The organism is Amycolatopsis plumensis (assembly GCF_042652605.1).
GTDB classification, from domain to species: Bacteria; Actinomycetota; Actinomycetes; order Mycobacteriales; family Pseudonocardiaceae; genus Amycolatopsis; species Amycolatopsis plumensis.
In genome coordinates, this window is record NZ_JBHSJY010000001.1 from 9381330 (window position 1) to 9408019 (window position 26690).

28 protein-coding genes and 1 pseudogene are annotated in these 26690 nt (G+C 71.2%); 5 read left to right on the forward strand and 24 right to left on the reverse strand.

Features of this window, described 5'->3' with window-relative positions; translation table 11 throughout:
* Nucleotides 1–100 precede the first annotated feature (100 nt).
* The 7 genes from ACFPLC_RS45200 to thyX form a co-directional block, all read right to left on the reverse strand.
* Complete coding sequence (locus ACFPLC_RS45200; protein ID WP_378202368.1) at nucleotides 101–1798, reverse strand: ribonuclease J; 1698 nt, start codon at nucleotides 1796–1798, stop codon at nucleotides 101–103.
* Nucleotides 1795–2808, reverse strand: a complete 1014-nt coding sequence (dapA, locus tag ACFPLC_RS45205; protein WP_191314299.1) for a 4-hydroxy-tetrahydrodipicolinate synthase — start codon at nucleotides 2806–2808, stop codon at nucleotides 1795–1797. The genes ACFPLC_RS45200 and dapA overlap by 4 nt, the downstream gene beginning before the upstream one ends.
* Nucleotides 2809–2898: 90 nt before the next feature.
* On the reverse strand, nucleotides 2899–4380 hold the full coding sequence (locus ACFPLC_RS45210) for a serine/threonine-protein kinase (protein ID WP_378202371.1): 1482 nt from the start codon (nucleotides 4378–4380) through the stop codon (nucleotides 2899–2901).
* Nucleotides 4381–4556: 176 nt separating this feature from the next.
* Complete coding sequence (locus ACFPLC_RS45215; protein ID WP_378202374.1) at nucleotides 4557–5000, reverse strand: hypothetical protein; 444 nt, start codon at nucleotides 4998–5000, stop codon at nucleotides 4557–4559.
* Between the two features lie 24 nt (nucleotides 5001–5024).
* Nucleotides 5025–6266: an Nramp family divalent metal transporter gene (locus tag ACFPLC_RS45220; RefSeq protein ID WP_378202376.1), complete on the reverse strand. Its 1242-nt coding sequence runs from the start codon at nucleotides 6264–6266 to the stop codon at nucleotides 5025–5027.
* A 140-nt stretch (nucleotides 6267–6406) separates the two neighbouring features.
* Entirely contained in the window at nucleotides 6407–6796 is a 390-nt protein-coding gene (locus ACFPLC_RS45225; RefSeq protein ID WP_378202379.1) for an ACT domain-containing protein, read from the reverse strand.
* Nucleotides 6796–7548 (reverse strand): FAD-dependent thymidylate synthase, encoded by a 753-nt coding sequence (gene thyX, locus ACFPLC_RS45230; RefSeq protein ID WP_378202382.1) that lies wholly within the window; start codon nucleotides 7546–7548, stop codon nucleotides 6796–6798. Before thyX ends, ACFPLC_RS45225 begins: the two co-directional genes overlap by 1 nt.
* A gap of 118 nt (nucleotides 7549–7666) precedes the next feature.
* Here thyX and ACFPLC_RS45235 point away from each other — a divergent pair, with 118 nt between their 5' ends.
* On the forward strand, nucleotides 7667–8185 hold the full coding sequence (locus ACFPLC_RS45235) for a toxin-antitoxin system HicB family antitoxin (protein WP_378202385.1): 519 nt from the start codon (nucleotides 7667–7669) through the stop codon (nucleotides 8183–8185).
* Between the two features lie 12 nt (nucleotides 8186–8197).
* Nucleotides 8198–9121 (forward strand): DUF4097 family beta strand repeat-containing protein, encoded by a 924-nt coding sequence (locus tag ACFPLC_RS45240; RefSeq protein WP_378202388.1) that lies wholly within the window; start codon nucleotides 8198–8200, stop codon nucleotides 9119–9121.
* Nucleotides 9122–9203: 82 nt separating this feature from the next.
* Here the strand turns inward: ACFPLC_RS45240 and ACFPLC_RS45245 are convergent, their stop codons facing one another.
* Both ACFPLC_RS45245 and ACFPLC_RS45250 read right to left on the reverse strand, forming a co-directional pair.
* Nucleotides 9204–9788 (reverse strand): TlpA family protein disulfide reductase, encoded by a 585-nt coding sequence (locus tag ACFPLC_RS45245; protein WP_378202390.1) that lies wholly within the window; start codon nucleotides 9786–9788, stop codon nucleotides 9204–9206.
* Nucleotides 9789–9801: 13 nt separating this feature from the next.
* Nucleotides 9802–11016 carry a winged helix-turn-helix domain-containing protein gene (locus ACFPLC_RS45250; RefSeq protein ID WP_378202393.1) on the reverse strand — a complete coding sequence of 405 codons (1215 nt, stop codon included), beginning with the start codon at nucleotides 11014–11016 and terminating at the stop codon, nucleotides 9802–9804.
* Between the two features lie 60 nt (nucleotides 11017–11076).
* Here ACFPLC_RS45250 and ACFPLC_RS45255 point away from each other — a divergent pair, with 60 nt between their 5' ends.
* On the forward strand, nucleotides 11077–11634 hold the full coding sequence (locus ACFPLC_RS45255) for a GNAT family N-acetyltransferase (RefSeq protein WP_191314289.1): 558 nt from the start codon (nucleotides 11077–11079) through the stop codon (nucleotides 11632–11634).
* A gap of 18 nt (nucleotides 11635–11652) precedes the next feature.
* Here the strand turns inward: ACFPLC_RS45255 and ACFPLC_RS45260 are convergent.
* A pseudogene (locus ACFPLC_RS45260) lies at nucleotides 11653–12162 on the reverse strand (GtrA family protein); the annotation flags it as partial.
* 87 nt (nucleotides 12163–12249) lie between these two features.
* Here ACFPLC_RS45260 and ACFPLC_RS45265 point away from each other — a divergent pair.
* The gene (locus tag ACFPLC_RS45265; RefSeq protein ID WP_378202395.1) at nucleotides 12250–12768 is read left to right on the forward strand and encodes a hypothetical protein; all 519 of its coding nucleotides are present in this window, start codon (nucleotides 12250–12252) and stop codon (nucleotides 12766–12768) included.
* On the opposite strand, the gene ACFPLC_RS45270 is transcribed toward ACFPLC_RS45265, so the two are convergent.
* The 12 genes from ACFPLC_RS45270 to truB all read right to left on the reverse strand — a co-directional run bounded on the left by ACFPLC_RS45270 (nucleotide 12733) and on the right by truB (nucleotide 22957).
* Entirely contained in the window at nucleotides 12733–12924 is a 192-nt protein-coding gene (locus tag ACFPLC_RS45270; protein ID WP_378202398.1) for a DUF397 domain-containing protein, read from the reverse strand. The genes ACFPLC_RS45265 and ACFPLC_RS45270 overlap by 36 nt on opposite strands.
* The gene (locus ACFPLC_RS45275) at nucleotides 12925–13758 is read right to left on the reverse strand and encodes a helix-turn-helix domain-containing protein (RefSeq protein WP_378202401.1); all 834 of its coding nucleotides are present in this window, start codon (nucleotides 13756–13758) and stop codon (nucleotides 12925–12927) included.
* A 212-nt stretch (nucleotides 13759–13970) separates the two neighbouring features.
* Nucleotides 13971–14180, reverse strand: a complete 210-nt coding sequence (locus ACFPLC_RS45280) for a hypothetical protein (protein WP_378202404.1) — start codon at nucleotides 14178–14180, stop codon at nucleotides 13971–13973.
* Between the two features lie 259 nt (nucleotides 14181–14439).
* The gene (locus ACFPLC_RS45285; RefSeq protein WP_191314286.1) at nucleotides 14440–14886 is read right to left on the reverse strand and encodes a tetratricopeptide repeat protein; all 447 of its coding nucleotides are present in this window, start codon (nucleotides 14884–14886) and stop codon (nucleotides 14440–14442) included.
* Nucleotides 14883–15623 carry a 4-hydroxy-tetrahydrodipicolinate reductase gene (gene dapB, locus ACFPLC_RS45290; protein ID WP_378202408.1) on the reverse strand — a complete coding sequence of 247 codons (741 nt, stop codon included), beginning with the start codon at nucleotides 15621–15623 and terminating at the stop codon, nucleotides 14883–14885. Before dapB ends, ACFPLC_RS45285 begins: the two co-directional genes overlap by 4 nt.
* Nucleotides 15620–16984: a M16 family metallopeptidase gene (locus ACFPLC_RS45295; protein ID WP_378202411.1), complete on the reverse strand. Its 1365-nt coding sequence runs from the start codon at nucleotides 16982–16984 to the stop codon at nucleotides 15620–15622. The genes dapB and ACFPLC_RS45295 overlap by 4 nt, the downstream gene beginning before the upstream one ends.
* A 126-nt stretch (nucleotides 16985–17110) precedes the next feature.
* Entirely contained in the window at nucleotides 17111–19363 is a 2253-nt protein-coding gene (locus ACFPLC_RS45300; RefSeq protein ID WP_378202414.1) for a polyribonucleotide nucleotidyltransferase, read from the reverse strand.
* A 222-nt stretch (nucleotides 19364–19585) separates the two neighbouring features.
* The gene (rpsO, locus tag ACFPLC_RS45305; protein WP_003084034.1) at nucleotides 19586–19855 is read right to left on the reverse strand and encodes a 30S ribosomal protein S15; all 270 of its coding nucleotides are present in this window, start codon (nucleotides 19853–19855) and stop codon (nucleotides 19586–19588) included.
* A gap of 132 nt (nucleotides 19856–19987) precedes the next feature.
* On the reverse strand, nucleotides 19988–20491 hold the full coding sequence (gene thpR, locus ACFPLC_RS45310; protein WP_378202418.1) for an RNA 2',3'-cyclic phosphodiesterase: 504 nt from the start codon (nucleotides 20489–20491) through the stop codon (nucleotides 19988–19990).
* Nucleotides 20491–20964, reverse strand: coding sequence for a helix-turn-helix domain-containing protein (locus ACFPLC_RS45315; protein ID WP_191314281.1), 474 nt, complete (start codon nucleotides 20962–20964; stop codon nucleotides 20491–20493). Before ACFPLC_RS45315 ends, thpR begins: the two co-directional genes overlap by 1 nt.
* A 76-nt stretch (nucleotides 20965–21040) precedes the next feature.
* A complete protein-coding gene (locus ACFPLC_RS45320; protein ID WP_378202421.1) occupies nucleotides 21041–22024 on the reverse strand; it encodes a bifunctional riboflavin kinase/FAD synthetase in 984 nt (327 codons plus the stop codon).
* Between the two features lie 27 nt (nucleotides 22025–22051).
* On the reverse strand, nucleotides 22052–22957 hold the full coding sequence (gene truB / locus ACFPLC_RS45325) for a tRNA pseudouridine(55) synthase TruB (RefSeq protein ID WP_378202424.1): 906 nt from the start codon (nucleotides 22955–22957) through the stop codon (nucleotides 22052–22054).
* A 103-nt stretch (nucleotides 22958–23060) separates the two neighbouring features.
* Between truB and ACFPLC_RS45330 the strand changes: the two genes are divergently transcribed.
* Nucleotides 23061–23570: a GNAT family N-acetyltransferase gene (locus ACFPLC_RS45330; RefSeq protein ID WP_378202427.1), complete on the forward strand. Its 510-nt coding sequence runs from the start codon at nucleotides 23061–23063 to the stop codon at nucleotides 23568–23570.
* Here the strand turns inward: ACFPLC_RS45330 and ACFPLC_RS45335 are convergent.
* Nucleotides 23515–24837 (reverse strand): MFS transporter, encoded by a 1323-nt coding sequence (locus ACFPLC_RS45335; RefSeq protein WP_191314278.1) that lies wholly within the window; start codon nucleotides 24835–24837, stop codon nucleotides 23515–23517. The genes ACFPLC_RS45330 and ACFPLC_RS45335 overlap by 56 nt on opposite strands.
* Before the next feature lie 278 nt (nucleotides 24838–25115).
* Nucleotides 25116–26438 carry an MATE family efflux transporter gene (locus ACFPLC_RS45340; protein ID WP_378202431.1) on the reverse strand — a complete coding sequence of 441 codons (1323 nt, stop codon included), beginning with the start codon at nucleotides 26436–26438 and terminating at the stop codon, nucleotides 25116–25118.
* Nucleotides 26439–26690 lie beyond the last annotated feature (252 nt).

Genomic DNA, 26690 nt, shown 5'->3' on the forward strand with positions numbered 1-26690 from the left:
ATCCCGCGGGAAAGCGGTGTCCAGTGGGCCGGACGGCGTAACAAGCCGAAAGGCCGCACCGAGGGGATTCCCCGGTGCGGCCTTCACGGACGGATCCGGTCTAGACCGGGATGACCGTCGGGACGATCATCGGGCGGCGGCGGTAGGTGTCGGCCACCCAGCGGCCCACGACCCGGCGGACCGCCTGGGCGATCCGGTGCGTGTCGGTGATGCCTTCGGCCTCCGTGCGCGCCAGCTCCATCTCCACCAGCGGCACGACGGCGGCGAGCGCCTTCGGGTCGTCGGAGAAGCCGCGGCCGGACACCGTGGGGCTGCTGACCGCGCGGCCGGTGCTGGAGTCCACCGCGACGCTGATCGAGATGAACCCGCCTTCGCCGAGGACCAGGCGATCCGACAGCGTCGACTCGCCGACGTCACCGACCGACAGGCCGTCGACGTAGACGTGCCCGACCTCGACGCGGCCGGTGCGGGACGCCTTGCCGTCCACGAGGTCCACGACCACGCCGTCCTCGGCGATGACCACGTTCTCCGGCGCGACACCCGTGCGGATCGCCAGCTCGCCGTTCGCGCGCAGGTGCTTCCACTCGCCGTGCACCGGCATGACGTTGCTCGGGCGCACCGCGTTGTACAGGTAGAGCAGCTCCCCCGCCGACGCGTGGCCGGACACGTGCACCTTCGCGTTGCCCTGGTGGACGACGTTCGCACCGAGCCGGGTCAGGCCGTTGACCACGCCGAACACCGCGGTCTCGTTGCCCGGGATCATCGAGCTGGCCAGCACGACCGTGTCGCCCGCGCGGATCGAGATCTGCCGGTGCTCGCCGCGCGCCATCCGCGACAGCGCCGAGAGCGGCTCGCCCTGCGAACCCGTCGAGACGAACAGGACCTTGCTCTCCGGCAGGGTGCTCGCCTGGTCGAGGTCGACGAGCAGGCCGTCCGGCACGTTCAGGAGGCCCAGCTCGGCGGCGATCCCCATGTTGCGGACCATCGAGCGGCCGACGAACGCGATCCGGCGGCCGTGCCGCTCGGCGGCGTCGAGGACCTGCTGGACGCGGTGCACGTGGCTGGCGAAGCAGGCCACGATCACGCGCTGGTCCACCCGCCGGACGACGTCGTCGAGGACCGGGCCGATGTCGCGCTCGGGCATGACGAACCCGGGCACCTCGGCGTTGGTCGAGTCGACGCAGAACAGGTCGACCCCCTCGTCGCCGAGCCGGGAGAAGCCGGCCAGGTCGGTGAGGCGCCCGTCGAGCGGGAGCTGGTCGAGCTTGATGTCGCCGGTGTGCAGGACCACGCCCGCCGGGGTGCGGATCGCCACCGCGAGCGCGTCCGGGATGGAGTGGTTGACCGCGAAGAACTCGAGGTTGAACACGCCGACGTCGCGGCGCTCGCCCTCGCGGACCTGGATCAGGTTCGGCCGCTGCCGGTGCTCCTTGGCCTTGGCCGCGAGCAGGGCGTTGGTGAACTTCGAGCCGTAGATCGGCAGGTCCGGCCGCAGGCGCAGGAGGAACGGGACGGCACCGATGTGGTCCTCGTGCCCGTGGGTGAGCACCAGGCCGTCGATGTCGTCGAGGCGGTCCTCGATCGCGCGGAAGTCGGGCAGGATCAGGTCGACGCCGGGCTGGTCGTCCTCGGGGAAGAGCACCCCGCAGTCGACGATGAGCAGCCGGCCGCCGTACTCGAAGACGGTCATGTTGCGCCCGACCTCGCCGATGCCGCCCAGCGCGACGACGCGCAAGGCTCCCTCGGGCAGTGCGGGCGGGGCGTTGGTGGGGCCTGGACCTGGGGGAAGTGCGCTCACCGAGGCAGGGTCCCAACGCTGGTGTGCGAGGTCGGCGCGACGTAGGCCGCTCGCGAATCTGCTTGTGCCACCCGCTCACCATGCCAGTCCTGAGCCGCCGTGTCGCCCAGCGGCACGCCGCCCTGGGCAAGATCAGCGGCGATCAGGGCCGTCTGCTCGCTGGTCGGGGCGACGATCGGCAGCCGCGGGTCGCCGATGTCGAAGCCGCGCAGCCGCAGCGCCGCCTTGCTGAACGCGACCCCGCCGACCCGCGACATCGCGCGCAGCACCGGCAGCATGCCGCGGTGGTTGGTGCGCGCGGTGGAGGTGTCGCCGTTCTCGTAGGCGTCGATCATCGCGCGGATCCGGCCCGCGACGACGTGACCGATCACACTCACCACGCCGACGCCGCCGACGGAGATCCACGGCAGGTTCAGGCCGTCGTCGCCGGAGTAGTAGGCGAGGTGGGTGTTGGCGATGACCTCGGACCCGGCGATGAGGTCGCCCTTGGCGTCCTTGACCGCGACGATCCGGGGGTGCTCGGCCAGCCGCAGCAGCGTGTCGACCTCGATCGGGACGACCGAGCGCGGCGGGATGTCGTAGAGCAGCACGGGCAGCCCGGTGCTGTCGGCGACCGTGGTGAAGTGCGCGAACAGGCCGGCCTGGCTGGGCCGCGAGTAGTACGGCGTGACGACCAGCAGGCCGTGCGCCCCGGCTTCTTCGGCCTGCTTGGCCTGCTCGATGCTGTGCGCGGTGTTGTTGGTGCCCGCGCCGGCCACGACGGTCGCGCGGTCGCCGACGGCCTCGACCACGGCGCGGATCAGGTCCTGCTTCTCCGCGTCGCTCGTGGTCGGGCTCTCGCCGGTGGTGCCGTTGACCACGAGGCCGTCGTTCCCCAGCTCCACGAGGTGCTCGGCCAGCTCCTGCGCCCGCTTCAGGTCCAGCGCGCCCTCGGCGTCGAACGGGGTGGCCATCGCGGTGAGCACGCGCCCGAACGGCCGTCCGGGCGCTGCGGTAGGTGGGTTGGACATGGAGAGAAGGTACCCCGAGGGTCGGACGAAAACCGCGTCGACCTGGTCACCAGGAGGATTTCCCGGAGTCGGCCGCTCGTCGCGGAACTTCTACTTGACCTTGGTCACGATCGGGGCGGTGATCGGCCCGCCGTCGGCGCGGGCGAGCAGGCAGTAGTACTCCCGCGCGGGTGCCTCGTTCTTGACCGGCGTGGCTTCCCACTCGGCCTGGGTGGGGACGATGGCGCGGTAGGTGAGGTCCGGCCGCCGGGCTTCGGGCACGATCGACGACCGGAACGCGGTCGCGCACGCCGCCTCGGCACTGGCCGTCACTGCGGGCAGGCCCGGATAGGCCGCGATCTTGGCGTCCTCGGAACTCCAGTTCTCCACCGAGAGCAGGTTCCCGATCTCGTAGACCTCCAGCGTGTGGCTCTTGCTGCACTCGCTCGACTTGTTGTCGTCGTCGCTGATGATCGAGCCGTCCTGCACCGTGGTGTTGAAGCACCGGAAGTAGCCGCCGATGTCGGTGCGAAGCTGCCCGCCGACGCCGTAGGTCATGGTCGGCTGCTTCTGCTTGTCCGCGGCGGGCGTCTCGTAGGCCTTGCCCGCGAAGAACCCGCCGATCAAGGCCGCCACGACCAGCACGGCGGCCGCCGCAAGCCACAGCGCGCGGTGGGGCTTCTTCGCGGGCGCCTGCGGCGCCGGAGCACCGAGCATCGCGGTGCCGTGGGGCGGGGTGGGCCGCATGCCCTGCGCCGTGGTCAGCAGGTTCTGGGCCTGGGCCGCGGTCAGCCGCGCGTCGGGGTTGGTGACGAGCAGGCCGAGGATGGCCGCCGCGATCGGGCCCTGGCCGCGGGTCAGGTACGGGATCTCGGTCATGATCGCGTGCAGGGTCGCGGCGGTGGTCGCGCGTTCGAACGGGATCGAGCCTTCGACGGCGAAGAACAGTGTCGCGCCGAGGGACCACAGGTCGGACGCCGGCGTCGCGTCCCGGCCCTCGACGCGCTCCGGCGCCATGAACGCGGGCGAACCGACGATCATGCCGCTGGTGGTCAGCCGCGGGTCGTCGACGGCGTGGGCGATGCCGAAGTCGGTGAGCTTCACGCGGCCGTCCGGCGCGACGAGGATGTTCGCCGGCTTGACGTCCCGGTGCACGATCCCGGCCGCGTGGGCGGCCTGCAGGGCGGCGAGCACCCGCTCCCCCAGCCGGGCGGCCTGGGCGGCGGGCATCGGGCCGCGCTGCCGCACGAGGTCGGCGAGGCTGGGCGCTTCGACGAGCTCCATGACGATGAAGGTGGTCCCGCCATCGGTGACGACGTCGTAGACGGTGACGATCGCGGGATCGTTGAGCCGCCCGCCGGTGCGCACCTCCCGCAGGGCGCGTTCGGAGAAGACGGCGGCCGACTCGGCGTCGGGCAGCCGCAGTTCCTTGACCGCGACCTGCCGCCCGATGACCTGGTCCTGCGCCCGCCACACGACGCCCATGCCGCCCCGGCCGAGTTCGCCGAGCAGGAGATAGCGGCCCGCGACGACCCGCTGACCAGTCGTGATGGGTGCCTGCGGCGGATAGGGCCGGGTCTGTTCGTCGGTCACGGTGCTCCTTTTGGCGGCGGTCGCGCAGATGCTAGTCGGACCGCCGCGGAGCGCCGCGGGTTCCGCGGAATTCGTGCCCCAGACCGGCGTGCTCGAGGGTCGGCTCGCGGACCCTAGGGCTAATTGTCACATTGATGAGGCAGTAAATAAGTGCCACTACACTGAGACAGTTACCCCTAGGGTGCCGGAGGGTGGGTTTCGCCGCGGTAGGGCAGCCAGCGGTAGCCCGGCGCGAAGTCGCTGAACTCGGCGCGCTCGCCCGTCGCGGCCCAGATGTCCTCGGACACGACGAGACCGGGAAAGATCGTCAGGTCCGGCTCCGCCATGAGCTCGTCGTAACTGCGGAACCCGCCGGTCTCGACCCCGGCGAGCGCGTAGCGGTACACCGGCGGCGCGGTCCGCAGCAGCCAGTAGAGCCGGCGCCCGGCCGCCGTCATGGCCGTCGCGTCCTCGGGTGAGCCGATTCCGGACCGGCTGAGACCTTCCGGGGTCACCCCGCACCACCAGCCGGGGCCGTCGGAGAAGACCCGCACCGGCCAGCCGTCGAAGTGCCGGGCGAGGTCGCGGGCGTGGGTCTCGCGCTCCCCGCATTCGGCGTTGAGGGCGAAGATCCAGGCCATGGCCGCGTGTCCCCGTTCCGTGGGTCAACCGGTGACCGTGAGGTAGATGAGCACCAGGTTGAGAGCGATGATGATCGCCGCGATCACCGAGGCCGCGACCGTCGTCGAACGGCGGTTCACGTCCTCCCCCATCAGATCACGGTCGGCCGTCAAGCGGATCAACGGCACCAGCGCGAACGGGATCCCGAACGACAGCACCACCTGCGAAACGACCAGCGCCGCACTGGGATCGGCGCCCAGCGCGAGCACCACGATCGCCGGGGTCAGGGTGACCAGGCGGCGCAGGACCAGCGGAATCCGCTTGTGCAGCAACCCCTGCATGATCATCGCGCCCGCGTACGCGCCCACCGACGTCGACGCCAGGCCCGAGGCCAGCAGGCCGATCGCGAACAGCAGCGCGACGCCCGGGCCGAGCGCCGCGGCGACCGCGCCGTGCGCGCCCTCGATGCTGTCCACGCCCTCCTGGCCCTGGAGGTTCGTCGCGGCCAGCAGCAGCATGCCGAGGTTCACCGCGCCCGCCAGCAACATGGCGAAGCCGACGTCGACCCGGGTCGCGCGCAGCAGGCGGTGGCGCCGGACGCCGTCGGGACGGCCGTGGCGGTCGCGGACCAGGCCCGAGTGCAGGTAGACGGCGTGGGGCATCACCGTCGCGCCGAGCATGGCCGCCGCGATCAGGACGCTGCCCGAGCCGTCGAACTTCGGGATCAGGCCACCCGCCGTCGCCGCGGCCGACGGCGGCTCGACGAACAGGCTCGCCAGGAAGCCGACGGCGATCACCACCAGCAGGCCGGTGACGACCCGCTCGAACGTGCGCTGGCCGCCGCGGTCCTGGACCGCCAGCAGGGTGAGCGACACCGCGCCGGTGATCAAACCGCCCACGATGAGCGGCAGGTCGAACAGCAGGTTGAGGGCGATCGCGCCGCCGACCACCTCGGCCAGGTCGGTGGCGACGGCGACGATCTCCGCCTGCGCCCAGTAGGCCAGCCGCGCGGGCCGGGACAGCCGGGCGCGCAGGGCCTCCGGCAGCGACCGCCCGCTGACCAGCCCCAGCTTCGCCGAGAGGTACTGCACCAGCACGGCCATCAGGTTCGCCGCGACGATCACCCAGACCAGCAGGTAGCCGTAGCGGGCGCCGGCGCTGATGTTGGAGGCGACGTTCCCCGGGTCGACGTAGGCGATGGCGGCGACGAACGCCGGGCCCAGCAGGGCCGATCCGGTGCGCAGGCGGGTCACCAGTCTCGGCCGGACAGCCTCGGTCACAGCCATTGACGCCCACCTCTCGAAAACCGGATGTCGGGGACCCTAAACCGAAGTTTAGGAGCGCCGAACTTTGTTTTTCAAGGGTGACGGCTCCCACCCTCGACCCCGGATACCCGGTTCGACGGCGGTGAAAAGTGCGAAAAAAGTCAGGCGACCTCGTGGCCGGACTCGCGCAGGGCGGCGACCGCGTGGTCGAGGTCGGCGGCGCGGACCAGGATGTGGTCGGTGTCGAACGTCGAAATGGAGAACAGCGCGACCCCGGCCGCGGCCAGCTCCGAGGCCAGCGCGGCGATGATGCCGGTGAGCGTGAACTCCAGCGGGCCGCGGACCGACAGCAGCCGCCAGCCGTCCTCGGCCGCCGTGGCCCCGCCCGGCTCGCGGCCGGCCGGGCAGATCACCGACAGTTCCTGGGGCGTCCGCGTCACCGAAACCAGGCCGTCGCCCGGCTCGAAGAGCTCGGCGGGCACCGCGGCGTCCGCGGGCAGCCGCACGACGGCGTACTCGCCGGGCCGGACATCGATCGCGAGTCGCTTCATCAGGCTTCCAGCACCTTCGGGCTCGTGGCGATTTCGGTGCCGTCCGGCAACGTCGAGATGGTGAAGTCCGCGAACACGTTCGGCGCGGCCTTCTGCAGCTCCCGCAGGCACTCCACGGCCAGCTCGCGGATTTCCACGTCGGCGTGCTCGGTGGCGCGCATGGCGACGAAGTGCCGCCACGCCCGGTAGTTCCCGGTGACGACGATGCGGGTCTCGGTCGCGTTCGGCAGCACGGCGCGGGCGGCCTGGCGGGCCTGCTTGCGCCGCAGGGTCGCGCTCGGGACGTCGGCGAACTTCTCCTCGAGCCCGGTCAGCAGCTCGGTGTAGGCCTCGACGCTCGCCCGGGTCGCGGCGACGAACTTCTCGTGCAGCACCGGGTCGTTCGCGATGATCTCCGGTTCGACGAACTCGGCGTCGCGTTCCGGGACGTACCGCTGCGAGAGCTGGGAGTAGGAGAAGTGCCGGTGCCGGATCAGCTCGTGGGTCAGCGACCGGGAGATACCGGTGATGTAGAAGGTCACCGAACCGTGCTCCAGCACCGAAAGGTGCCCGACGTCGATGATGTGCTCGAGGTAGCCGGCGTTGGTGGCGGTGGCCGGGTTCGGCTTCTTCCACGACTGGTAGCAGGCGCGCCCGGCGAACTCGGCGAGCGCTTCGCCGCCGTCCGCGTCGGTCGACCACGGCACGTCCCCGGGCGGGAAGAACTCGGTCTTCGCGATCAGCTGCACTCGGGGTGACACGGTTCCGGTCACTCGGCACTCCTTCTCCCGGCTCCCGCGCAGCCTAACCGCGTGAGGGCGATCACTCCCGGGGGACACGTGACATCACGCCGTCCTTGACTGACACCACGGATGACGTCATAGTGGTGTCATGGACCTGACGCCGTACATCGCCAACCTTCGCGAGGACCTCGCGAACACGGCTGCCGCCGGGGACGAGCACACCCGGCGGGCGGCCGCGCTGCTGTCCTCCGCGCTCGAGCCCGCCGTCCGCCTGACCCTGATGAACGCCCTCGCCGACCTCGCCGCCGAGGTCACGGCCGCGCTGCCGGGCCAGGTGGTGGACGTCCGGCTCGACGGGCGCGACGTCCGGGTGGTCGTCACCGGCGACGCCGAGGAGACGACGTCACGGGCGACACCACGTGACACCACACCGCCGCCGCCGATCGACGGCGGTGACATCAGCCGGATCACCCTCCGGCTGGTCGAGCAGATCAAGGGCCAGGCCGAACGCGCCGCCGCCGCGCAGGGCGTCTCGCTGAACACCTTCGTTTCGCAGGCGGTCCAGGGGGCGCTGGGCCACGGCGCGCTCGGCGGGGGCGGGAGCCACAAGCACCACGGCAAGGGCGGCGGGAGCGGATCGCACCTGCACGGCTGGGTCGAAGGCTGAGGGGACGAGACGATGAGCGAAGAACAGACCACACCGACCGAAGAGCCGAACGACGAACTGGTCCGGGTCGACGAGTTCGAGACCGACGTCCCGCTGGAGCTCGACCTCAGCGTCACGATCGGCCGCGTCGAGGTCGTCCTCGAGGGCGACTCCGGTGCGCGCGTCGAGCTGCGGCACGACCAGGGCGAGCAGCAGCCGTGGGTGGCGGGGGTCAACAGCCTGCTGTCCTGGGTCGGCGAGCGCTTCGGCGACCAGCTGGGCGTCGACCCGAGTGCCTCCCCCGCCGAGGCGGTGCGGCAGAGCCGGATCGAGAAGCTGGGCAACCGCCTGGTCGTCAGCGCCCCGAAGGCCTGGCAGCTGCGCAACGTCGCCCTCGCGGTGAAGGTGCACGCGCCGGCGGGCTCGCACGTCGAGGTGCGGGCGGGCGCGGCGGACGTCACCGTGACCGGCTCGGCCGGCCGCGTCGACCTGCTGACCGGCTCCGGCGAGGTGAAGCTCGACCGCGCCGACGGCTCGGCCACGATCCGCACCGGCAGCGGCGCGGTCAAGCTCGGCCCGACGCTTGGCGGGCTGCAGCTGCGCAGCGGCAGCGGGCACGTCGAGGCGTCGTCGATCAGCGGGTCCGCGACGCTGGCCACCGGCACCGGTGACGTCTGGCTGGGCGCGGTCTCCGGCGAGGTGATGGCCCGCACGGGCAGCGGCGACCTGTCGGTGGCCGACGCCGCGTCGGGCACGCTCGACCTGATCACCGGCTCCGGCGAGGTTCGCGTCGGCATCCGCGGCGGCACGTCCGCCGAGGTCGACCTGACCTCCAGCAGCGGCCGCGTGTCCAGCGAACTGGACGTGGCCGAGACCGCCCCCGAGGGTGGCGTGAAGCTGAAGGTCCGCGCCCGCACGGGCACCGGCAACGCCGTGGTGACGCGCGCGGCGGGCTGAGTAAGGGGGAAGAACGGGCCGTTCTCGGTAGGGGGTGCCGGGGACGGCCCGTTCGCGCGAAATACCAGAGAAAGCGCGGGTCTTATTCCGCCCGCACTCGTTCAAGGACCGGGCGAACGTCCTCTTCCAGGATCGAGCCGAGGTAGACCGCCGCCACCCGCTGCTGCTTGTCGACGATGAGCGAAACCGGGATGGCCGCCAGCGGGATGCCGCGCAACTGCAGGGCGACCCGGCCGGACGGATCGAAGATCGACGGATAGCCGACGCCGAAGTTGCCGATGAAGTCGGCCGCGTACTGGCGGTTGTCGCGGACGTTGATGCCCAGGACTTCGATGCCCTCGCTCCTGCCCGCGTCCGCGATGGCCTTCAGGGTGTGCGTTTCCGCGCGACACGGCCCGCACCACGCACCCCAGAGGTTGAGCAAGACGACCTTCCCGGCGTGGTCGGACAGGGACACCGTCTCACCGGGGTTCACCACGTTCGGCCCCGACAGCTCGGCCGCCTTCTTGCGTTGCTCGGGCGGGTAGAAGATTTGCGTCTCCCCACCCGGGGAAACGAACTCGAAGGTGTTCTCCTGCGCCACGGCATCCTTGCCCGTGGCACACGAGCTCGCCAGCACGAGCAGGGCGACCGCCGGGACCACCGAGCGAAGCAGAGTGCGGGCCATTCCGGAGTTCACCTCAGCGGACCAGCTTCGCCAGCGGCGCAGCGAGGTCGCCGCGCTCTCCCACCGCCACGCCGGACAGCCCCAGCCACTCCGCCATGTGCTTCAGCTCCGCGGCCAGCTCCGGCAGTACCCGCGCCACGTCGACGCCTTCCTCGGCGAACGCTCCCTGGACCCGCAGCACTCCCGCCGCGCGGTCGGACTTCAGGTCCGCCCGCGCCACCAGCTCACCGTCGAGCAGGAATGGGAACACGTAATACCCGTACACCCGCTTCGGCTCCGGGACGTAGATCTCGATCCGGTAGTGGAACCCGAACAACCGCTCGGTGCGGGCCCGTTCCCAGATCAGCGGGTCGAACGGGCACAGCAGCGCCCGGCCCATCACCGCCCGTGGGGTCCGGGCCGACGTGTGCCGGTAGGCCGGCTGCTTCCAGCCGCGGACCGCGACCGGCTCCAGCTCCCCTGCCTCCACCAGCTCCGCCACCGCCTGGCGGGCCGGGGCCGGGCCGAGGCGGTAGTAGTCGCGCAGGTCGGTCTCCGTCGCCACGCCCAGCGCTCGCGCCGACCGCGAGATCAACCCCCGCGCGCCTTCCTCCGCCGACACGGACCGGGACAGGATCTCCGGCGGGACCACCCGCTCGGTCAGGTCGTAGAGCCGCTCGAAGGAGCGCCGCGTGCCCGTGGTCAGCTGGCCGATGCCGAACAGGTACTCGCAGACGCGCTTGACCTCCGACCGCTCCCACCACGAGCCCGGGCCGCGGCGCTGGGCGTCGGCCTCCACCGCGCGCTCGATGCCGCCCGCGCCGATCGGGCCCAGCTCCTTGACCACCGCCAGGATCTCGTCGACCAGGCCCGGCGACTTCTCGATCAGCGACCCGTAGTGCCGCCACCAGCCGTCGCGCTTGGCGCCCGAGCGGATCAGCGGCCAGTCCTCGATCGGCAGCAGGCTCGCCTCGTGCGCCCACGTCTCCACCAGCATCCGCGGGCGACGCGTCGAGTGCGCCCACGCCGCTTCGTCGAGCAACGCCGGGTCGTACGCGCCCAGCCGCGCGAACACCGGCATGTAGTGGGCCCGGACGGCCACGTTCACCGAGTCCAGCTGCAGCAGCTGGACTCGCGACAACACTCGTTTCAGGTGTTGCCGCGAAGGCAGGCCGGACGGACGCGGGTCGGTGAAGCCCTGTGCGGCCAGGAACGTCTTCCGGGCCGTCGAGACGCTGATCGTTTGCATGGTGAGGTCATGGTGCCACCCACCACCGACAAAAACCGGCGCCCCGATATCTTCAGCGACATGAGCGACGCCGCCGTCCGTCCCGCCGATCTGTCCGACGCCGCGGAGATCGCCCGCATCCAGCGTGAAACCTGGCACGCCGCCTACGAGGACCTGCTCGGCAAGCAGGCCCTCGCGCAACTGGACGCCACCGACCTCGCCGGCACCTGGACCGAAACGATCGACTACCCCGGCAGCCTCGTCTACGTCGCCACCGAAGGCGAGTTCACCGTCGGCTTCTGCGTCGCGGGCCGCGCTCCGGAAGACGAGGTCGCCCAGGCCGACGGGAGCCTGCCCGAGGACGCGGACACGACGGGCCTGATCGCCACCCTGCTCGTCGAGCCGCGGTGGGGCCGCCGGGGCCACGCCGGACGGCTACTCGCGACGGCCGCCGCGGGCCTGCGGGCCGACGGCGCCTCCCGCGGCATCGCCTGGGTCGCCCAGGGCGACCACGCCACCCTCGGCTTCTACCGCCGGGCCGGCTGGAACCCCGACGGCACCGTCCGCACCCTCGACACCGGCGACCGCATGGTCCGCGAGGTCCGCCTCACCGGCACCCTCGACCTGACCCTGAGCTGAGTCGCGGAAGATCACCCACCGCATCACGGCGTACATGAACACGCCCTCGCACGCGCCCGCGACCAGCCGCGAGACGTGGTATTCGACGCCCAGCGCCGTCAGCCCCGCGCCCACACCCAGCAGAAATGCCGCGTAATTGACAGCGATCGCCACGATGTAAAGCCCGAGCTGGATTCCGACGGCGGCGTGGGAATGGAAGTTGAACGTCCGGTTCAGCGCGAAGCTCAGCCCGAACGCGCAGACGTACGCCAGCGTGATCGCCAGCCATACCGGCCAGCCGAGCACGCCGTGGAAGACGGTGAGCAGCCCGAGGTCGACGCCGAAGGTGAACCCGTTGATCAGGCAGAACCCGAGAAACGTCGGCGCCACGATCCGCGACAGACCCAGCGGCAGGAAGCGCACGACGGTCCGGCAGAGGGCGCCGAATCGGTCAGCGGGCGTACGGGGTCGGTCGGCGGCCACCCCGTCAGTGTTCCGGCGGGAGGTGGCCGGAAGCCGTCCGGCAGGTGATCTTCTGGTGCGGACCACCCGCCGAAGACGGGGGCTAACCCCCGTGCGCGGTGATTTCGAACTGATAACTTGGAAGAACGCGAGCGATATTCAGGAGGTGACACGATGAGCTGGATCCTGCTGACGCTGGGCGTCGCGTTCGGTTCGGCCATCGTGCCGCTGATCAACGCCGAGGTGTTCCTGCTGGGCTTGTGCGCGAGCCAGCCCGGGCTGCACTGGCTGTGGCTCGGGGCGGCGGTGGCCGTCGGGCAGATCGCCGGGAAGACGCTGTACTACCTGGCCGCCCGCGGGACGATCAAGCTGCCGAAGCCGCTGCACGACCGGCTGCACCGGGAGCGCCCGCTGACGCCCCGGCGCGTGCGCTGGCAGCTGCGGACGAAACGGGTGCGCGGCTGGGTCGACCGGCTGCGCGAGCGATGCCACCGGCACCCGCACTGGATGGCCGGCACGTACGGGGTGAGCTCCCTGGTGGGGTTGCCCCCGTTCATGGCGACGAGCGTGCTCGCGGGGCTGGTGCGGATGCGCCTGGCGATGTTCTTGACGACGGGCCTCGCCGGAAGGTGGATCCGCTTCAGTTTGATAGCGGCTTCACCTGCGGTCTTCGCGGGGTGGCTCCACCACTGAGAGGAAGGCGGACCAGGCAGCGCGCGAGACGGCGAGCTGGCCGAGGTGACGGGCTTTGGTGTCTCGCACGCCGACGGTCTCGGCGAGCAGCACTTCAACGCACTCGTCTTTCGCGGTATAGCTCGACTTGCGCCAGCTGTACACGTTGCCTCCCACCTATCGCACCACCTCGCGAAGCAGAGCTTGCGAAGCATCTTCAGGCAATGCCTTGCCCAGTAAGAGCTTTACCAGCTTCCGATAGGGCGCGATAGCGTCCAACTCGTTGATGAAGGCGCTGGCGTGGTGATGCTCCAGCAGGACGATCGGCGGGTCGCTCGGGAACTCGTAAAGAGCGAACATGCCGCCCTTGCCAGGGTGATATCCCACATCGGCAGGTACGATCCGCACTGAAATGTTAGATGTAACAGCTAACCGGAGCAGGTGGTCGATCTGGTCGGACATGATGTCCGGATCGCCCACCACCTCGCGGATCGCCAGCTCGGAGATGATGGCTACGAGCCGAACCGACCCGTAGCCGGAAAGAATGCGCTGCCGTTTCAGGCGCGCCACCAAGCGCGCATCCGCTTCCTCCACCTTGATTTCGGAGGCAGCGAGCAAAGCGCGGGCGTAGTCGGGGGTCTGCAACAACCCCGGAATGATCAGCGGGGACCAGTTGGTGATCAGGCTCGCCGAGCGCTCACACTGCATGACCGCGGTGAGCGCCGCGGGCAGGTCCGACGGGTTGGAATCCAGCCAGTTGGGGATCTTCGCGTACTGCACCAAGGCCAAGATCCGGTTGGTCACCACCCGATCCACCCGCAGGTACCCGAGGATCCGGGCCACCTCCTCGATCGGCGGCACCCGGATCCCCAGCTCCCATTGCGACAGCAACCGCGGATCCACTTCCAGGGCCCGGGCCAGCTCGCGCAGCCCGAACTTCCGCGCTTCACGCACCTCACGCAGCGACGCGGACAACGCCCGGCAACCCGGAGAAGACGAAGTCGGTTTCATGCGGCCGATAGTACGAACCGCGCTCATTTCCCGAATGAACGACAACTGTCAGCGAATTGCCACACCCCGGTTCCCAACACCGCGATCGGGAAACGCCGAAAACCCACCGAGCCCGCGCAGCACTCCGCGCGTGGTCGCCGCCGGACCGGCTTGCGCCAGCGCGAACACCGCCACCACGCTCGTCCCGGTCGGGAAGAGCGCCAGCACGCCCGTCAGGTCCGGGCCGTCAGAGCCAGCACGAGCACGGCCGTCGCCACCGCGCGGGCGGGCAGATCCCACCACGGCAGCCGCACCGGCCCGGCCAGCCCGAGCGCCACCCACACCGGCACCGGCGCGAAGGACAAAGCCAAATCCAGCGCCAGGCAGACGAGCCAGCCGACCACCAGTGCGTCCACCCAGCCGCGGGCCCGGGACACGCGCACGAACACCAACGGTGAACGCGGCCAGCGACCACCAGCCCCAGCAGCGACGCCGTCGCCGCCCGGGCGACGAACGCCGGGCCGTGCCCCACGTAGGTGATCAGCAGGATCGGGCCCCGCAACGACCGGCAGCGTTCTCTTCGGAGGGGCTCCCAGCAGGCCCGTCAGGCCGGGCGCCCAGCGCCGTCCGGCCGGCGACGAGCCGACCACCAGCAGCGTCCAGCCTGCCAGAGCAGGGCACTTTCACGTGAAAGTGCCCGTCTCAGCGGTCGGCGGCCTCCAGCTCGACGGCCTTTTTCATCGTCTCGCGGGCCCGGCGCCGGTCGCCGGCGATGTCGTAGGCGTACGCGAGCTTGTACCAGACCCGCCAGTTCCCTTGGTCGGCCTCGACCTCCGCGCGGCGCTGCTCGAACCACGCGTCGGCCGCTTCGCGATCGACGCGGCCCGAGGGGCGGCGCGGGAGGTCGGAGACGTCCGGGAGCGCGCCCTCCGCGTCCAAACGGCGGGACAGTCGCTGGATCTGCAGGCCGTTGCGCCAGGTCACCACCACGACCCAGATGCCCAGCACCGGCAGCAGCAGGACGCCCGCACCCAGCGCGATCCCGGCCCCGGTGCCCGTCTTGAACAGGGCGAACGCCCGGTCCGCCAGCAGGAACAGGTAGACGATCAGCGCCGCCGTCAGCAGCAGCGCCACATTGCGGGCCTTCACAGGTCGAGGACGTTTTCCAGGCCGACCGTCAGGCCGGGGCGCTTCAGCACCTCGCGCACGCCGAGCAGCACACCCGGCATGAAGGACGTCCGGTCGAGGGAGTCGTGGCGGATCGTCAGGGTCTCCCCCTCGCCGCCGAACAGGATCTCCTCGTGCGCGACCAGGCCCGGCAGGCGGACCGAGTGCACGCGGACCTGCTCGACCGTGGCGCCGCGGGCGCCGTCGAACTCGTCCGTCGTCGCGTCCGGACCCGGCGTCACGCCCGCTTCCGCGCGCGCGGCGGCGATCATCCGCGCGGTGTGGGCGGCGGTGCCCGAGGGCGCGTCGGCCTTGCGGTTGTGGTGCAGCTCGATGATCTCGGCCGAGGCGTAGAACTTGGCCGCCTGGGCCGCGAACCGCATCGCCAGCACCGCGCCGAGCGCGAAGTTCGGCGCGACCAGCACCCCGAGCGAGGGCTTCGGCTCCAGCAGCGCACGCAGCTCGGCCAAGCGTGACTCGCTGAAGCCGGTGGTGCCGACGACCGCGTGGATGTCGTGCTCGACCAGGTACTGCAGGTTGCCCATGACGGCTTCGGGGTGGGTGAAGTCGACGACCACCTGGACGTCGGCGAGCGCCGCGAAGTCGTCGCCCGCGTCCAGGGCCGCCACGAGCTTCAGGTCCGACGCGCCCTCGACGGCGTTCACCACCGTCGCGCCCATCCGGCCGCGCGCACCGAGCACACCGACGTTGATGGTCATGAAGCGATCACCTCGTGCAGGTCGTCAGGAAGGTCGTCGGCGTGAGCGTACGGGCCGACGACCGCCGCCGCCGAGACGCCACCGGGCCGGGCGAACAAAGTGCGAGCGAGCGCACACACGTCGTCCGTCGTGACCGCGTCGATGCGGGCGATCGTGTCGTCGACGCCCAGGTAGCGGCCGTAGTTCAACTCGTTCTTGCCGATCCGCGACATCCGCGACGACGTGTCCTCCAGGCCCAGCACCAGCCCGCCGCGCAGCTGGCCCTTGGCGCGGGCCACCTCGGCGTCGGTGAGGCCGTCGACGCCGACCTTGTCGAGCACCTCGCGGATGACGCCGGCGACGTCGCCGAGCTTCTCCGGCTGGCAACCCGCGTACACGGCCATGTGCCCGGTGTCGGCGTAGCTCGCGACCGACGAGTACACCTGGTACGCCAGCCCGCGCTGCTCCCGGATCTCCTGGAACAGCCGCGAGCTCATCCCGCCGCCGAGGGCCGCGTTGAGCACCGACAGCGCGAAGCGGCGGTCGTCGTGGCGGGACAGCGACCGCAGGCCGAGCATGACGTGCGCCTGCTCGGTGTCGTCGGTGTGCAGGGCCAGCTTCGGCGGGGTCTTGATCCGGGCGCGGCCCTCGCGGGGGGCGATCGGTGTCGCGGTGCCGGCCAGGCGCTCGCCGAGGGCCTTGCGGACCAGGCGCAGCACCTGGTTGTGGTCGATGTTCCCGGCCACCGACAGGACCATCCGCGGCAGCGTGTAGCGGCGCTTGTAGAAGTTCCGCAGGGCGGCCGGGGACATCTCGATGATCGACTTCTCGGTGCCGAGCACCGGGCGGCCGAGGGGGTGGTCGCCGAGGATGGCCGTCACGAACGTCTCGTGCAGGAGGTCCTCGGGGTCGTCGTCGCGCATCGAAATCTCTTCGAGGACGACGCTGCGTTCCATGTCCATGTCGCGGTCGGTGCACAGCGCGTCGAAGACGACGTCGGTGACCAGGTCCACGGCGAGCGGGAGGTCGGCGTCGAGCACCTGCGCGTAGTAGCAGGTGTGTTCCTTCGCCGTGAAGGCGTTGAACTCGCCGCCGACCGCGTCGATCTCCTCGGCGATCTGCGTGGCGTCGCGGTGTTTCGTGCCCTTGAACAGCAGGTGCTCGAGGTAGTGCGCGGCACCGGCGACGGCCACCGGCTCGTCGCGGGAGCCGATGGCGACCCACAGCCCGACCGTGGCCGAGCGCGACGCGGGGACGTGCTCGGTGATCACGCGCAGGCCGCCGGGCAGGACGCTGCGCTTGACGACCGCACCGTCCGAAGTGGACTCCAGCGTGCGGGTGGTGCCGACGGGCTGCTCGTGCCCGGAAACCTGCCGTGCCATGGGTTCCTTACTCACGATGCCGCGAAGGCCCCCTACCGCCGGGGTCGTGAGTGGTAAGGAGGGTTCTAACCCGCTTTACCACTCACGACCGCCACCGCGGTCAGGAGGCCTTCGGCGGAACTGGTGTTACTTGGCGTCGGCCTTCTCGGCGTCGGCCTTGGGCGCGTCACCCTCGGCGGGCTTGGCGTCGTCTTCCTTGACCACGATGAGGCTGATCTTGCCGCGGTTGTCGATGTCGGCGATCTCGACGCGGAGCTTGTCGCCCACGTTGACCACGTCCTCGACCTTGGCGATCCGCTTGCCGTTGCCCAGCTTCGAGATGTGCACCAGGCCGTCCTTGCCCGGCAGCAGCGAGACGAACGCGCCGAACGCGGCCGTCTTCACCACGGTGCCGAGGAAGCGCTCGCCGACCTTGGGCAGCTGCGGGTTGGCGATGGCGTTGATCTTGTCGATCGCCGCCTCCGCCGACGGGCCGTCGGCTGCGCCCACGTAGATCGTGCCGTCGTCCTCGATGGAGATGTCGGCGCCGGTCTCCTCGGTGATCGAGTTGATCATCTTGCCCTTCGGGCCGATGACCTCGCCGATCTTGTCGACCGGGATCTTCACGGAGGTGACGCGCGGCGCGAACGGGCTCATCTCGTCCGGGCCGTCGATCGCCTCGGCGATGACCTCGAGGATGGTGCTGCGGGCGTCCTTCGCCTGCTTCAGCGCGGCCGCGAGGACCTCCGACGGGATGCCGTCGAGCTTCGTGTCGAGCTGCAGCGCGGTGATGATGTCCTTGGTGCCGGCGACCTTGAAGTCCATGTCGCCCAGGGCGTCCTCGGCGCCGAGGATGTCGGTGAGCGCCACGTACCGCGTCTCGCCGTCGACCTCGTCGGACACCAGGCCCATCGCGATGCCCGCGACCGGCGCCTTCAGCGGCACCCCGGCGTTGTACAGCGCCATGGTGGACGCGCAGACCGAGCCCATCGACGTCGAGCCGTTGGAGCCCAGCGCCTCGGAGACCTGGCGGATCGCGTACGGGAACTCGTCGCGCTTCGGCAGCACCGGCACCAGGGCGCGCTCGGCGAGCATGCCGTGGCCGATTTCGCGGCGCTTCGGCGAACCGACGCGGCCGGTCTCACCGGTGGAGAAGGGCGGGAAGTTGTAGTGGTGCAGGTAGCGCTTGGTCGTCTCCGGCGAAAGGGAGTCGATCTGCTGCTCCATGCGCAGCATGTTCAGCGTGGTGACGCCCAGGATCTGGGTTTCGCCGCGCTCGAACAGCGCCGAGCCGTGCGCCCGCGGGATCACCGCGACCTCGGCCGAGAGCGACCGGATGTCGGTGAGGCCACGGCCGTCCATCCGGATCTTCTCCGTGAGGACGCGCTGGCGCATGATCTTCTTCGTCAGGGCCTTGAACGCCCCGCCGATCTCCTTGTCGCGGCCCTCGAAGGCCTCGCCCTCGCCCAGGCCGATCTTCTCGATCACGGCGGCCTTGACCTCGTCGGTCGCGGCGTCGCGGTCCTGCTTGCCGGCGATCTGCAGCGCGCGGGCCAGGTCATCGGTCGCGATGGCGGCGACGGCCTCGTAGACGTCCGGCTGGTAGGCCGGGTAGACCGGGAACTCGCCGGTCGGCTTGGCGGCGTCGGCGGCCAGGCGCTGCTGCGCCTCGCACAGGACCTTGATGAACGGCTTGGCGGCCTCGAGGCCCTCGGCGACCGAGGTCTCGTCGGGCGCCTTGCCGCCGGCGGCGATCAGGTCGAGCGTGTGCTCGGTGCCCTCGGCCTCGACCATCATGATCGCGACGTCGTCACCGACGATGCGGCCGGCGACGACCATGTTGAAGGTCGCCTTCTCCAGCTGGGTCCAGGTCGGGAACGCGACCCACTGGTCCTCGATCAGGGCGACGCGCACGCCGCCGACCGGGCCGGAGAACGGCAGGCCGGCGATCTGGGTCGACGCCGACGCGGCGTTGATGGCCAGCACGTCGTACGGGTCGTCCGGGTTGAGGCTCTGGACGGTGATGACGACCTGGATCTCGTTGCGGAGACCGTCGGCGAACGACGGGCGCAGCGGGCGGTCGATCAGGCGGGCGGTGAGGATCGCGTCGGTCGACGGGCGGCCCTCGCGGCGGAAGAACGCGCCCGGGATGCGGCCCGCGGCGTACATGCGCTCTTCGACGTCGACGGTCAGCGGGAAGAAGTCGAAGTGCTCCTTCGGGTGCTTCGAGGCGGTCGTCGCCGAGAGCAGCATGGTCTCTTCGTCGAGGTACGCGACCACGGCGCCGGCGGCCTGGCGGGCCAGCCTGCCGGTCTCGAAGCGGACGGTGCGGGTGCCGAACCGGCCGTTGTCGATGACGGCTTCGGTCTCGTGCACGGTGACTCCGGTGGAGTCGGTCATAGATTGTTCTCCTCTTTGGTTCCTTCGTACGACGCGAGTCTCCCACCCTGGGACCCGTTTCGCCTGAGGACGCTCGAGGAATGAGGCCGGTCTTCGATCGAAGCCCCCGGGACGCTTCCCGGAAGCCACTACCGAGGACCGGCGGACGGACCCTCGTGCGCGCTCGCGCCGTGTTCTGTGGCGAGGGGGAGCGACCTCGTGGTCACTCCCCCTCGGGTAAAGCTATCGGCGCAGGCCGAGGCGCTGGATCAGCGCACGGTAACGCTCGATGTCCACCTTCATCACGTAGTTCAGCAGCCGGCGGCGACGGCCGACCAGCAGCAGGAGCCCGCGACGCGAGTGGTGGTCGTGCTTGTGAGCCTTGAGGTGCTCGGTGAGGCCGACGATGCGCTTGGTGAGCAGCGCCACCTGGGCCTCGGGGGATCCGGTGTCCGAGTCGTGCACGCCGTACTCGGCCAGGATCGACTTCTTCTCTTCGGTGGACAGCGCCACTTGTGTTGCTCCTCGAAATAATCAGTGCCGTGCGGCCCCGGACGCCGGATGCACGCCGGGAAGACGGTCACGGCCGCCACGGACTGCAGCCGGACCCGGTCGTTGAGGTTACCAGCCCGCTGAACTGCCTGTTCAGCCGCGGTCCAGCTCGAAGGCGCGGGCCACGGAGTACCGGGGACCGCCCCGCTCGCGCTCGCTGGTCATCAGCACCACTTCGGTGGCCCGCCAGCTCCGGCTGGTGAAGCTCTGGAGGCTCTCGGTCCAACGCGCGGCGAGCCCCGGTTCTTCCCGGGGGAACCGCGCGAGCGTCAGGTGCGCCCGGTACGGCCTCGGTTCGGCGTCGGCGCCCGCGGCGTTCGCGAGCGGTGTCAGCTCCGGTCCGACGGCAGTCAACCACAGCACCCCGGGGAACGTCGCGGCCTTTTCCAGCCGGACGTCGACGCCCCCGCGCCCGGCCAGCCGCTCGCCCAGCCAGGCGGCGCGGGTTCCGACGTCGTCCGGCCCGTAGTAGGCGAGGGTGATGTGCCAGCGCTCCGGCGGTTCCCAGCGCAGGCCTGATCGTGGGTCGCCCAGGGCCGCGGCGATCTCCTCGACGACGTCCTCCGGCGGGAGCAGCGCGCTGAACAGGACCGGCATCAGGCGCTGTTGCCCGCCCGGCGCAGCAGGTCGGCGATGGCCGGGAAGTCGTCGTCGAGGCGCTTGGCGGCCTCGCCCAGGTCCTCGTCCTCGGCCAGGTCGCGCAGGTAGGCGAGGACTTTCTGGTCTTCGTTGACCACCGGGATGTTGTCGCGGCCGACGGTGGGGCGGGAGTCGCGGACGTCCTCCATCGCGGCCAGCATCGCGTCGCGGTTGCCGGCGGCGACCTCGGGCACCAGGATCTTGCGCTCGAGCATGATCATCCTGGCCAACACGACCGGGTTGCCGATCTTCGCGCGCCGCCCGCTCATCACCTGGCTGAGCATGGGGGCGCTGATGCCGAGGACCTCGGCCAGGAACGCCTGCGAAACGTCGAACGCGACGACGAGCCGGCGCACGCGGTCACCGAGCGGCTCCCCGTACCACTCGCGCTGCAACGCGATGTTCCGCTGGACGATCTTGTGGTCCTCCACCAGCTCCCCTTTTTCTTCGCGCGCACCGTCCGTGAGCATCTTGCCATCGCTGCCCGGTTCGTGGACGCGGAATCCCCTATTCGTCCCCGGTCAGGGCGTCCGGGGGCAGTTCGAGTGCCTTCCTGGTCTCCACCACGTCGTCGTCGATCTGCGCGACCAGCCCGGCCGAGTCGGCGAACCGCACCTGGTCCCGCAGCCGCGTGACGAAGTCGATGGCCACGTGCTGGCCGTAGAAGTCCTCGTCGACGTCGAGGACGAAGGCCTCCACGGTCCGCTCGCGCCCGGAGAACGTCGGGTTGGTGCCCACCGAGACCGCCGCGCGCAGCCGGCGCCGGGGGTCGGCCGAACGGGTGAACCACGCGCTGTAGACACCGTCGGCCGGGACGGCGGCGAACCGCGGGGTGGACAGGTTCGCCGTCGGGTAGCCGAGCTCGTGACCCCGGCCGTCGCCGCGGACGACGATGCCTTCGAGGCGGTGCGGGCGGCCGAGCGCCTCGGCGGCGGCGACCACGTCACCGGCGTCGATGCACGACCGGACGTAGGTGCTGGAGAAGGTGATCGCCGACTGGTCCTCTTCGGACAGTTCCTTGCCCTGCAGCTCGGCACCGAACGCGGCGAAGCCGAACCGGCGGCCGAGGGTGCGCAGCATGGCGACGTCGCCGGCCGCCTTGGCACCGAAGGTGAAGTTGTCGCCGACGATCACCGCGGCCGCGTGCAGCCGGTCGACCAGCACCTCGTGCACGAACTCCTCCGGCTGCAGCCGGGACAGCTCGAGGGTGAACGGCAGCACGCAGAAGACGTCGACACCCAGGCTTTCGACGATCTCGGCCTTGCGCCGCAACGTCGTCAGCTGCGCCGGGTGGCTGCCCGGGCGCAGCACCTCCGACGGGTGCGGGTCGAACGTCAGCATCACGCTCGGCAGGCCGCGCTCGGCCGCCGCCGCCACCGTACGGCTGATCAGCTCCTGGTGCCCGCGGTGGACACCGTCGAACACGCCGATGGTGACCACGCACCGGCCCCAGCTGCCGGGAAGGTCCCCCAGCCCACGCCACCGAAGCACGTCAGACTCCCGTCTCTCGAGCCCACCCTAGGCGGGCAGCAACACGACCACCGCGCGGGACACGCCTTGTTCGTCGGCGGCCAGGGCGAGCACCCGGCCGTCGGGACCGAAGAGCCCGTACGTGCCTTCGACACCGGCCGCCGGGATGCGCTGGCCGTGGCGGACCGCTTTCGCCGTGGCGGCGTCGAGGTCGCGGCGCGGGAACGCGGCGGCGACGGCGGCGTCGAGGTCGAGGCTCAGTTCGGGCTGTTCTTCGAGCTGGTCGAGCGTCCTCGCCTTGGCCAGGGTGAACGGGCCGACCGTGGTGCGGCGGAGGGCCTTCAGGTGGCCGCCGACGCCGAGGTCCGCTCCCAGGTCGCGGGCCAGCGCGCGGACGTAGGTGCCCGAGGAGCACTCGACGACGGCGTCGACCTCGACGTGGTCCTCCTCGTGGCGGACGGCGAGGACGTCGAAGCGGTAGACGGTGACCGGGCGGGCCGGGATGACGACGTCCTCGCCGGCGCGGACGCGGGCGTAGGCGCGCTTGCCGTCGATCTTGACCGCGCTGACCGCGCTGGGCACCTGCTGGATGTCGCCGGTGAGCTTCTCGACGCCTTGGGCGATGTCCTCGTCGGTGACTTTTTCCGTCTCGGCTTGGCTCAGCACTTCGCCTTCGGCGTCGTCGGTGGTGGTGCTGCTGCCGAGGCTGAGGGTGGCCAGGTAGGTCTTGCGGTCCAGGGCGAGGTGGCCGAGCAGCTTGGTGGCGCGTTCGATGCCGAGCACGAGGACGCCGGTCGCCATCGGGTCGAGCGTGCCGGCGTGCCCGACCTTGCGGGTCCCCATGATCCGGCGGGCGCGCGCGACGACGTCGTGCGACGTCATGCCGGCGGGCTTGTCGACGATGAGGAGGCCGGGGGGCGGCGCGGGGCGGCGGGGCGGTTTGGGGCTCGACACGCGGCAACCCTAGCGGCCGCTGATCGTGGACCGGATGACGGTCACTTTCACGTGAAAGTGCCGCTTTCCCGTGAAAGTGGGCGGTCCGGGCCACGATGGAGGCGTGACGGAGATCGAAGTCCGGGCCGCCCGGCCCGCCGAGCTGGAAGCGGTCGCCGCGCTGCGGTGGCGCTGGGTGGCCGAGCGCGACGGCCTGCCCGACGCGGGCCGCGAGGCGTTCGTCCGCGAATTCGCCGCCTGGGCGCGGGAGAACGCGGCCAGCCACCGCTGCCTGGTCCTGGTGTGCGGTGACCAGGTGCTCGGGATGGCGTTCCTGGCCATCACCCCGCGCGTGCCGACACCGGCTGCGCCGTCGCGGGCCGCCGGGGACGTGCAGAGCGTGTACGTCGTGCCGGAAGCGCGTGACGGCGGCCTCGGCGGACAGCTGATCGAGGGCGTCCTGCGGCTGGCCGGGGAGCTGGGCCTGGAGCGGGTCACCGTGCACTCGTCGCCGCGGGCCGTGCCCGCCTACGAGCGGCGCGGGTTCGCGGTGGCGCCGGAACTCCTGCAGGCACCGATCAGGCGGCCACGATCGGCGTCTCCGGCAGTGCCGCGTCCCAGCGACGGCGGGTGATCCGGACCGGCAGCTCCTCGCCGCGGGCCTCGGCGAGGAACAGGTGGGTGCGGGTGCGGCGCCACCACACGAGCATCCGGACCGTGCCGAAGGCCAGCACGGCGACCAGGGCCAGCAGCGCCAGCCGGAAGTTGCCGCCGGTGACCTGGAGGAGAACGCCGACCGCCAGCGCGGCGATCGTCGTCGCCACGAAGCCGCCGACGTTGACCACGCCCGTCGCCGTGCCGACGCGGGTGAGCGGGTTGTAGTCGCGGGCCAGCGCGAAGCCGATCATCGAGGCCGGGCCGCCGAGGGCGAGGAAGGCGAACGCGGGCACCAGCACCGGCAGGGGCACCTGGCCCGGCCAGCCCAGCAGCACCGCCCAGACCAGCGCGGCCCCGCCGATGTAGCCGCCGACCAGCGGCATCCGCAGCGACGGGCGGCGGCCGATCAGGCCGCCGAGGGCCGGGCCGCCGGCCATCGAGCCGAAGACGAACACGGTGAGCAGCGCGCTCGCCGTCGCCTTCGACTGGCCTTGGCCCTGGACCAGCCAGGGGACGCCCCAGAGCAGCGTCAGGGCGTTCGGGGCGAACATCGTGCTGAAGTGGACCCAGAAACCCAGGCGCGTCCCCGGCGTCCGCCAGGCCTCGGCGACCTGGCCGGCAAGCTCGCGGGGGCGGACTTCTTCGCGGGCGGGCGGCTGTTCGCCCGCCGGGACGTCGCGGACCCGCAGGGCCACGACGGCGGTGTAGAGGACCGTGATGGCGCCGACGGCCAGGAAGGTGGGCGTCCAGCCGGCGCCGTCGAGGACCAGGGCCAGCGGGACGGTGGCGGCGAGGTTGCCGATGTAGCCGACGGCCGCGGTGAACGACGTCAGCAGCGCGTACTGCCGGCCCGGGAAGTGGGCCGCGACCAGGCGCAGGACGCTGACGAAGGTGAGCGCGTCGCCGAGGCCGAGGACGCCGCGGGCGAGCAGGCCGAGGCCGTAGGAGTGGGCGACGCCGAGCAGGAGCTGGCCGGCGCCGAGGATCAGCACGGCGGCGGTGAGGACGCGGCGGGGGCCGTAGCGGTCGACCAGGACGCCGGTCGGGATCTGCATCGCGGCGTACACACCGACCTGCAGGACGGTGAAGGTGCCGAGCGCGGCCGCACCGACGCCGAAGCGCTCGGCGGCCTGCAGCCCGGCGACCCCGAAGGACGTCCGGTGGAAGACGGCGAGGAGGTAGACGGTGACGGCGGCGAGCCAGATCAGCCAGGACCGGGCGGTGGCGCGGCCGGTGGCGGGCACAGGTTCCTCCAGGGGTGGGCGGTTCGGGGCGCAGGACGCCCACGCTGCCGTACCTACTACTTGTAGCGCCTAAGCAACCAAGAACCATAGCCACGACCCGCGTGGCTTTCCCCACAGGTAACCCCCATCACCCGTGCTTGAGCGGGCATCACACGTGCTTGGAGGGGCATCACGCGTGATTGAGGGGGCATCGGGCTGATGCCCCTCCGAGCACGCGTGATGCCCGCCGGATCACGCGTGATGCCCCTCCGGACACGTGCGAGGCCGGTTTGCGCACGTCAGGTGGGGCGGGTGGCGCCGGTGACGGCCCAGTTTCCGGAGCGCCAGCGGGCCAGGACCGCGGCCAGGCGGAGGAGCATGAAGAGGGACAGGCCGGTCCAGATGCCCGTGAGGCCCCAGCCGAAGCCGAGCGAGGCCCAGATCAGCGGGAGAAAGCCGAGGGCGGCGCTGCCGAGCGTCGCGTTGCGGAGGAAGGCCGCGTCGCCCGCGCCCAAGAGGACGCCGTCCAGGGCGAAGACCACGCCCGCGATCGGCTGCAGGGCCACGAAGAACCACCACGCGTGCGGGATCTCGGCGAGCACGCCCGGGTCGGACGTGAACGCGTGCGGCAGCACCCACGACAGCGCCGCGAACAGCACGCACAGGAAGCACCCCAGCAGCAGCCCGTACCCGGTGATCTGCGACGCCACCCCGCGCGCCTGCCGGGCCGAGTTCGCCCCCAGCGCCGCCCCCACCAGCGACTGCGCGGCGATCGCCACCGAGTCCAGCACCAGTGCCAGGAACGTCCACAGCTGCAGCACCACCTGGTGCGCGCCGACCGCTTCGGTGGACGTCCGGGCCGCGACGGCCGCCGCCGAGACGAAGCACGCCTGGAAGGCCAGGCTGCGCAGCACCAGGTCGCGGCCGAGGCCGAGCTGGGCGCGCATCACCGTGAAGTCCGGCCGCAAACCCACCTTCTCGCGCACCAGCGCCAGGATGAACAGCGACGCCGAGATCACCTGCGCCGCGACGTTCGCGATCGCCGAACCCTCCAGGCCCAGCCCCGCCCAGTAGACGAGGACCGGGCACAGCACGGCCGAGATCCCGTTGCCCGCCAGCACGTACCGCAACGGCTTCGCGGCGTCCTGCACTCCGCGCATCCAGCCGTTGCCGGCCATGGTGACCAGGATCAGCGGCGCGCCGAACAACGCGATCCGCAGCCAGGACACGGCGGCCGAGGCGATCTCGTCGCTCCCCGAAAGGACCCGCGCGATCGGCCAGGCCAGCAGCTGCCCCGCGGCCAGCACGACGAGCCCGACGAACACCGCCAGCCACGTCGCCTGCACGCCTTCGCGCACCGCGTCGGCCCGGCGGCCGGCGCCGTGCAGCCGGGCGGTGCGGGACGTCGTGCCGTAGGACAAGAACGTCAACTGGCTCGACACCTGGGCCAGCACGACGCCGCCGAGCGCGAGCCCGGCCAGCGACAAGGCATCGAGGTGACCGACCACGGCGGTGTCGACCAGCACGTACAGCGGCTCGGCGGCCAGCACCCCCAGCGCGGGCACGGCCAAGCCCAGCACGCGCTTCGCCGGGACCCGCTCGATCTCCTCCACGTTCGCCACGATCCGGACTCTAACCGCCGCCACCGACAGTTCCGGCCGTCGGGAACCTTGTTCGGCGCGGAGCTCGCGAGGAAGCGGGTCCAGGCACACGCGATCGCGCAGTCGCCGGCGCGCGGAGACCGACCACCGGCGGGGCGTGCGGAGGTCGAGCAGCAGCCGGTCGGCCGCGGCGGCCGGGAAGGCGCGAGAGCGCGACCGAATGCAGTGAATGACTCATTCCTTGCGTCGGACGCCAGGAATGAGTCATTCACT

Coding starts and splice junctions, on each gene's coding strand:
- ACFPLC_RS45215 (WP_378202374.1), bottom strand. CDS start 5,000: ATGGCCTGGATCTTCGCCCTCAACGCCGAATGCGGGGAGCGCGAGACC.
- ACFPLC_RS45250 (WP_378202393.1), bottom strand. CDS start 11,016: ATGCAAACGATCAGCGTCTCGACGGCCCGGAAGACGTTCCTGGCCGCA.
- ACFPLC_RS45265 (WP_378202395.1), top strand. CDS start 12,250: ATGAGCTGGATCCTGCTGACGCTGGGCGTCGCGTTCGGTTCGGCCATC.
- ACFPLC_RS45275 (WP_378202401.1), bottom strand. CDS start 13,758: ATGAAACCGACTTCGTCTTCTCCGGGTTGCCGGGCGTTGTCCGCGTCG.
- ACFPLC_RS45245 (WP_378202390.1), bottom strand. CDS start 9,788: ATGGCCCGCACTCTGCTTCGCTCGGTGGTCCCGGCGGTCGCCCTGCTC.
- ACFPLC_RS45255 (WP_191314289.1), top strand. CDS start 11,077: ATGAGCGACGCCGCCGTCCGTCCCGCCGATCTGTCCGACGCCGCGGAG.
- ACFPLC_RS45225 (WP_378202379.1), bottom strand. CDS start 6,796: ATGAAGCGACTCGCGATCGATGTCCGGCCCGGCGAGTACGCCGTCGTG.
- ACFPLC_RS45300 (WP_378202414.1), bottom strand. CDS start 19,363: ATGACCGACTCCACCGGAGTCACCGTGCACGAGACCGAAGCCGTCATC.
- dapA (WP_191314299.1), bottom strand. CDS start 2,808: ATGTCCAACCCACCTACCGCAGCGCCCGGACGGCCGTTCGGGCGCGTG.
- ACFPLC_RS45240 (WP_378202388.1), top strand. CDS start 8,198: ATGAGCGAAGAACAGACCACACCGACCGAAGAGCCGAACGACGAACTG.
- dapB (WP_378202408.1), bottom strand. CDS start 15,623: ATGACCATCAACGTCGGTGTGCTCGGTGCGCGCGGCCGGATGGGCGCG.
- ACFPLC_RS45235 (WP_378202385.1), top strand. CDS start 7,667: ATGGACCTGACGCCGTACATCGCCAACCTTCGCGAGGACCTCGCGAAC.
- ACFPLC_RS45295 (WP_378202411.1), bottom strand. CDS start 16,984: ATGGCACGGCAGGTTTCCGGGCACGAGCAGCCCGTCGGCACCACCCGC.
- thpR (WP_378202418.1), bottom strand. CDS start 20,491: ATGCCGGTCCTGTTCAGCGCGCTGCTCCCGCCGGAGGACGTCGTCGAG.
- ACFPLC_RS45220 (WP_378202376.1), bottom strand. CDS start 6,266: ATGGCTGTGACCGAGGCTGTCCGGCCGAGACTGGTGACCCGCCTGCGC.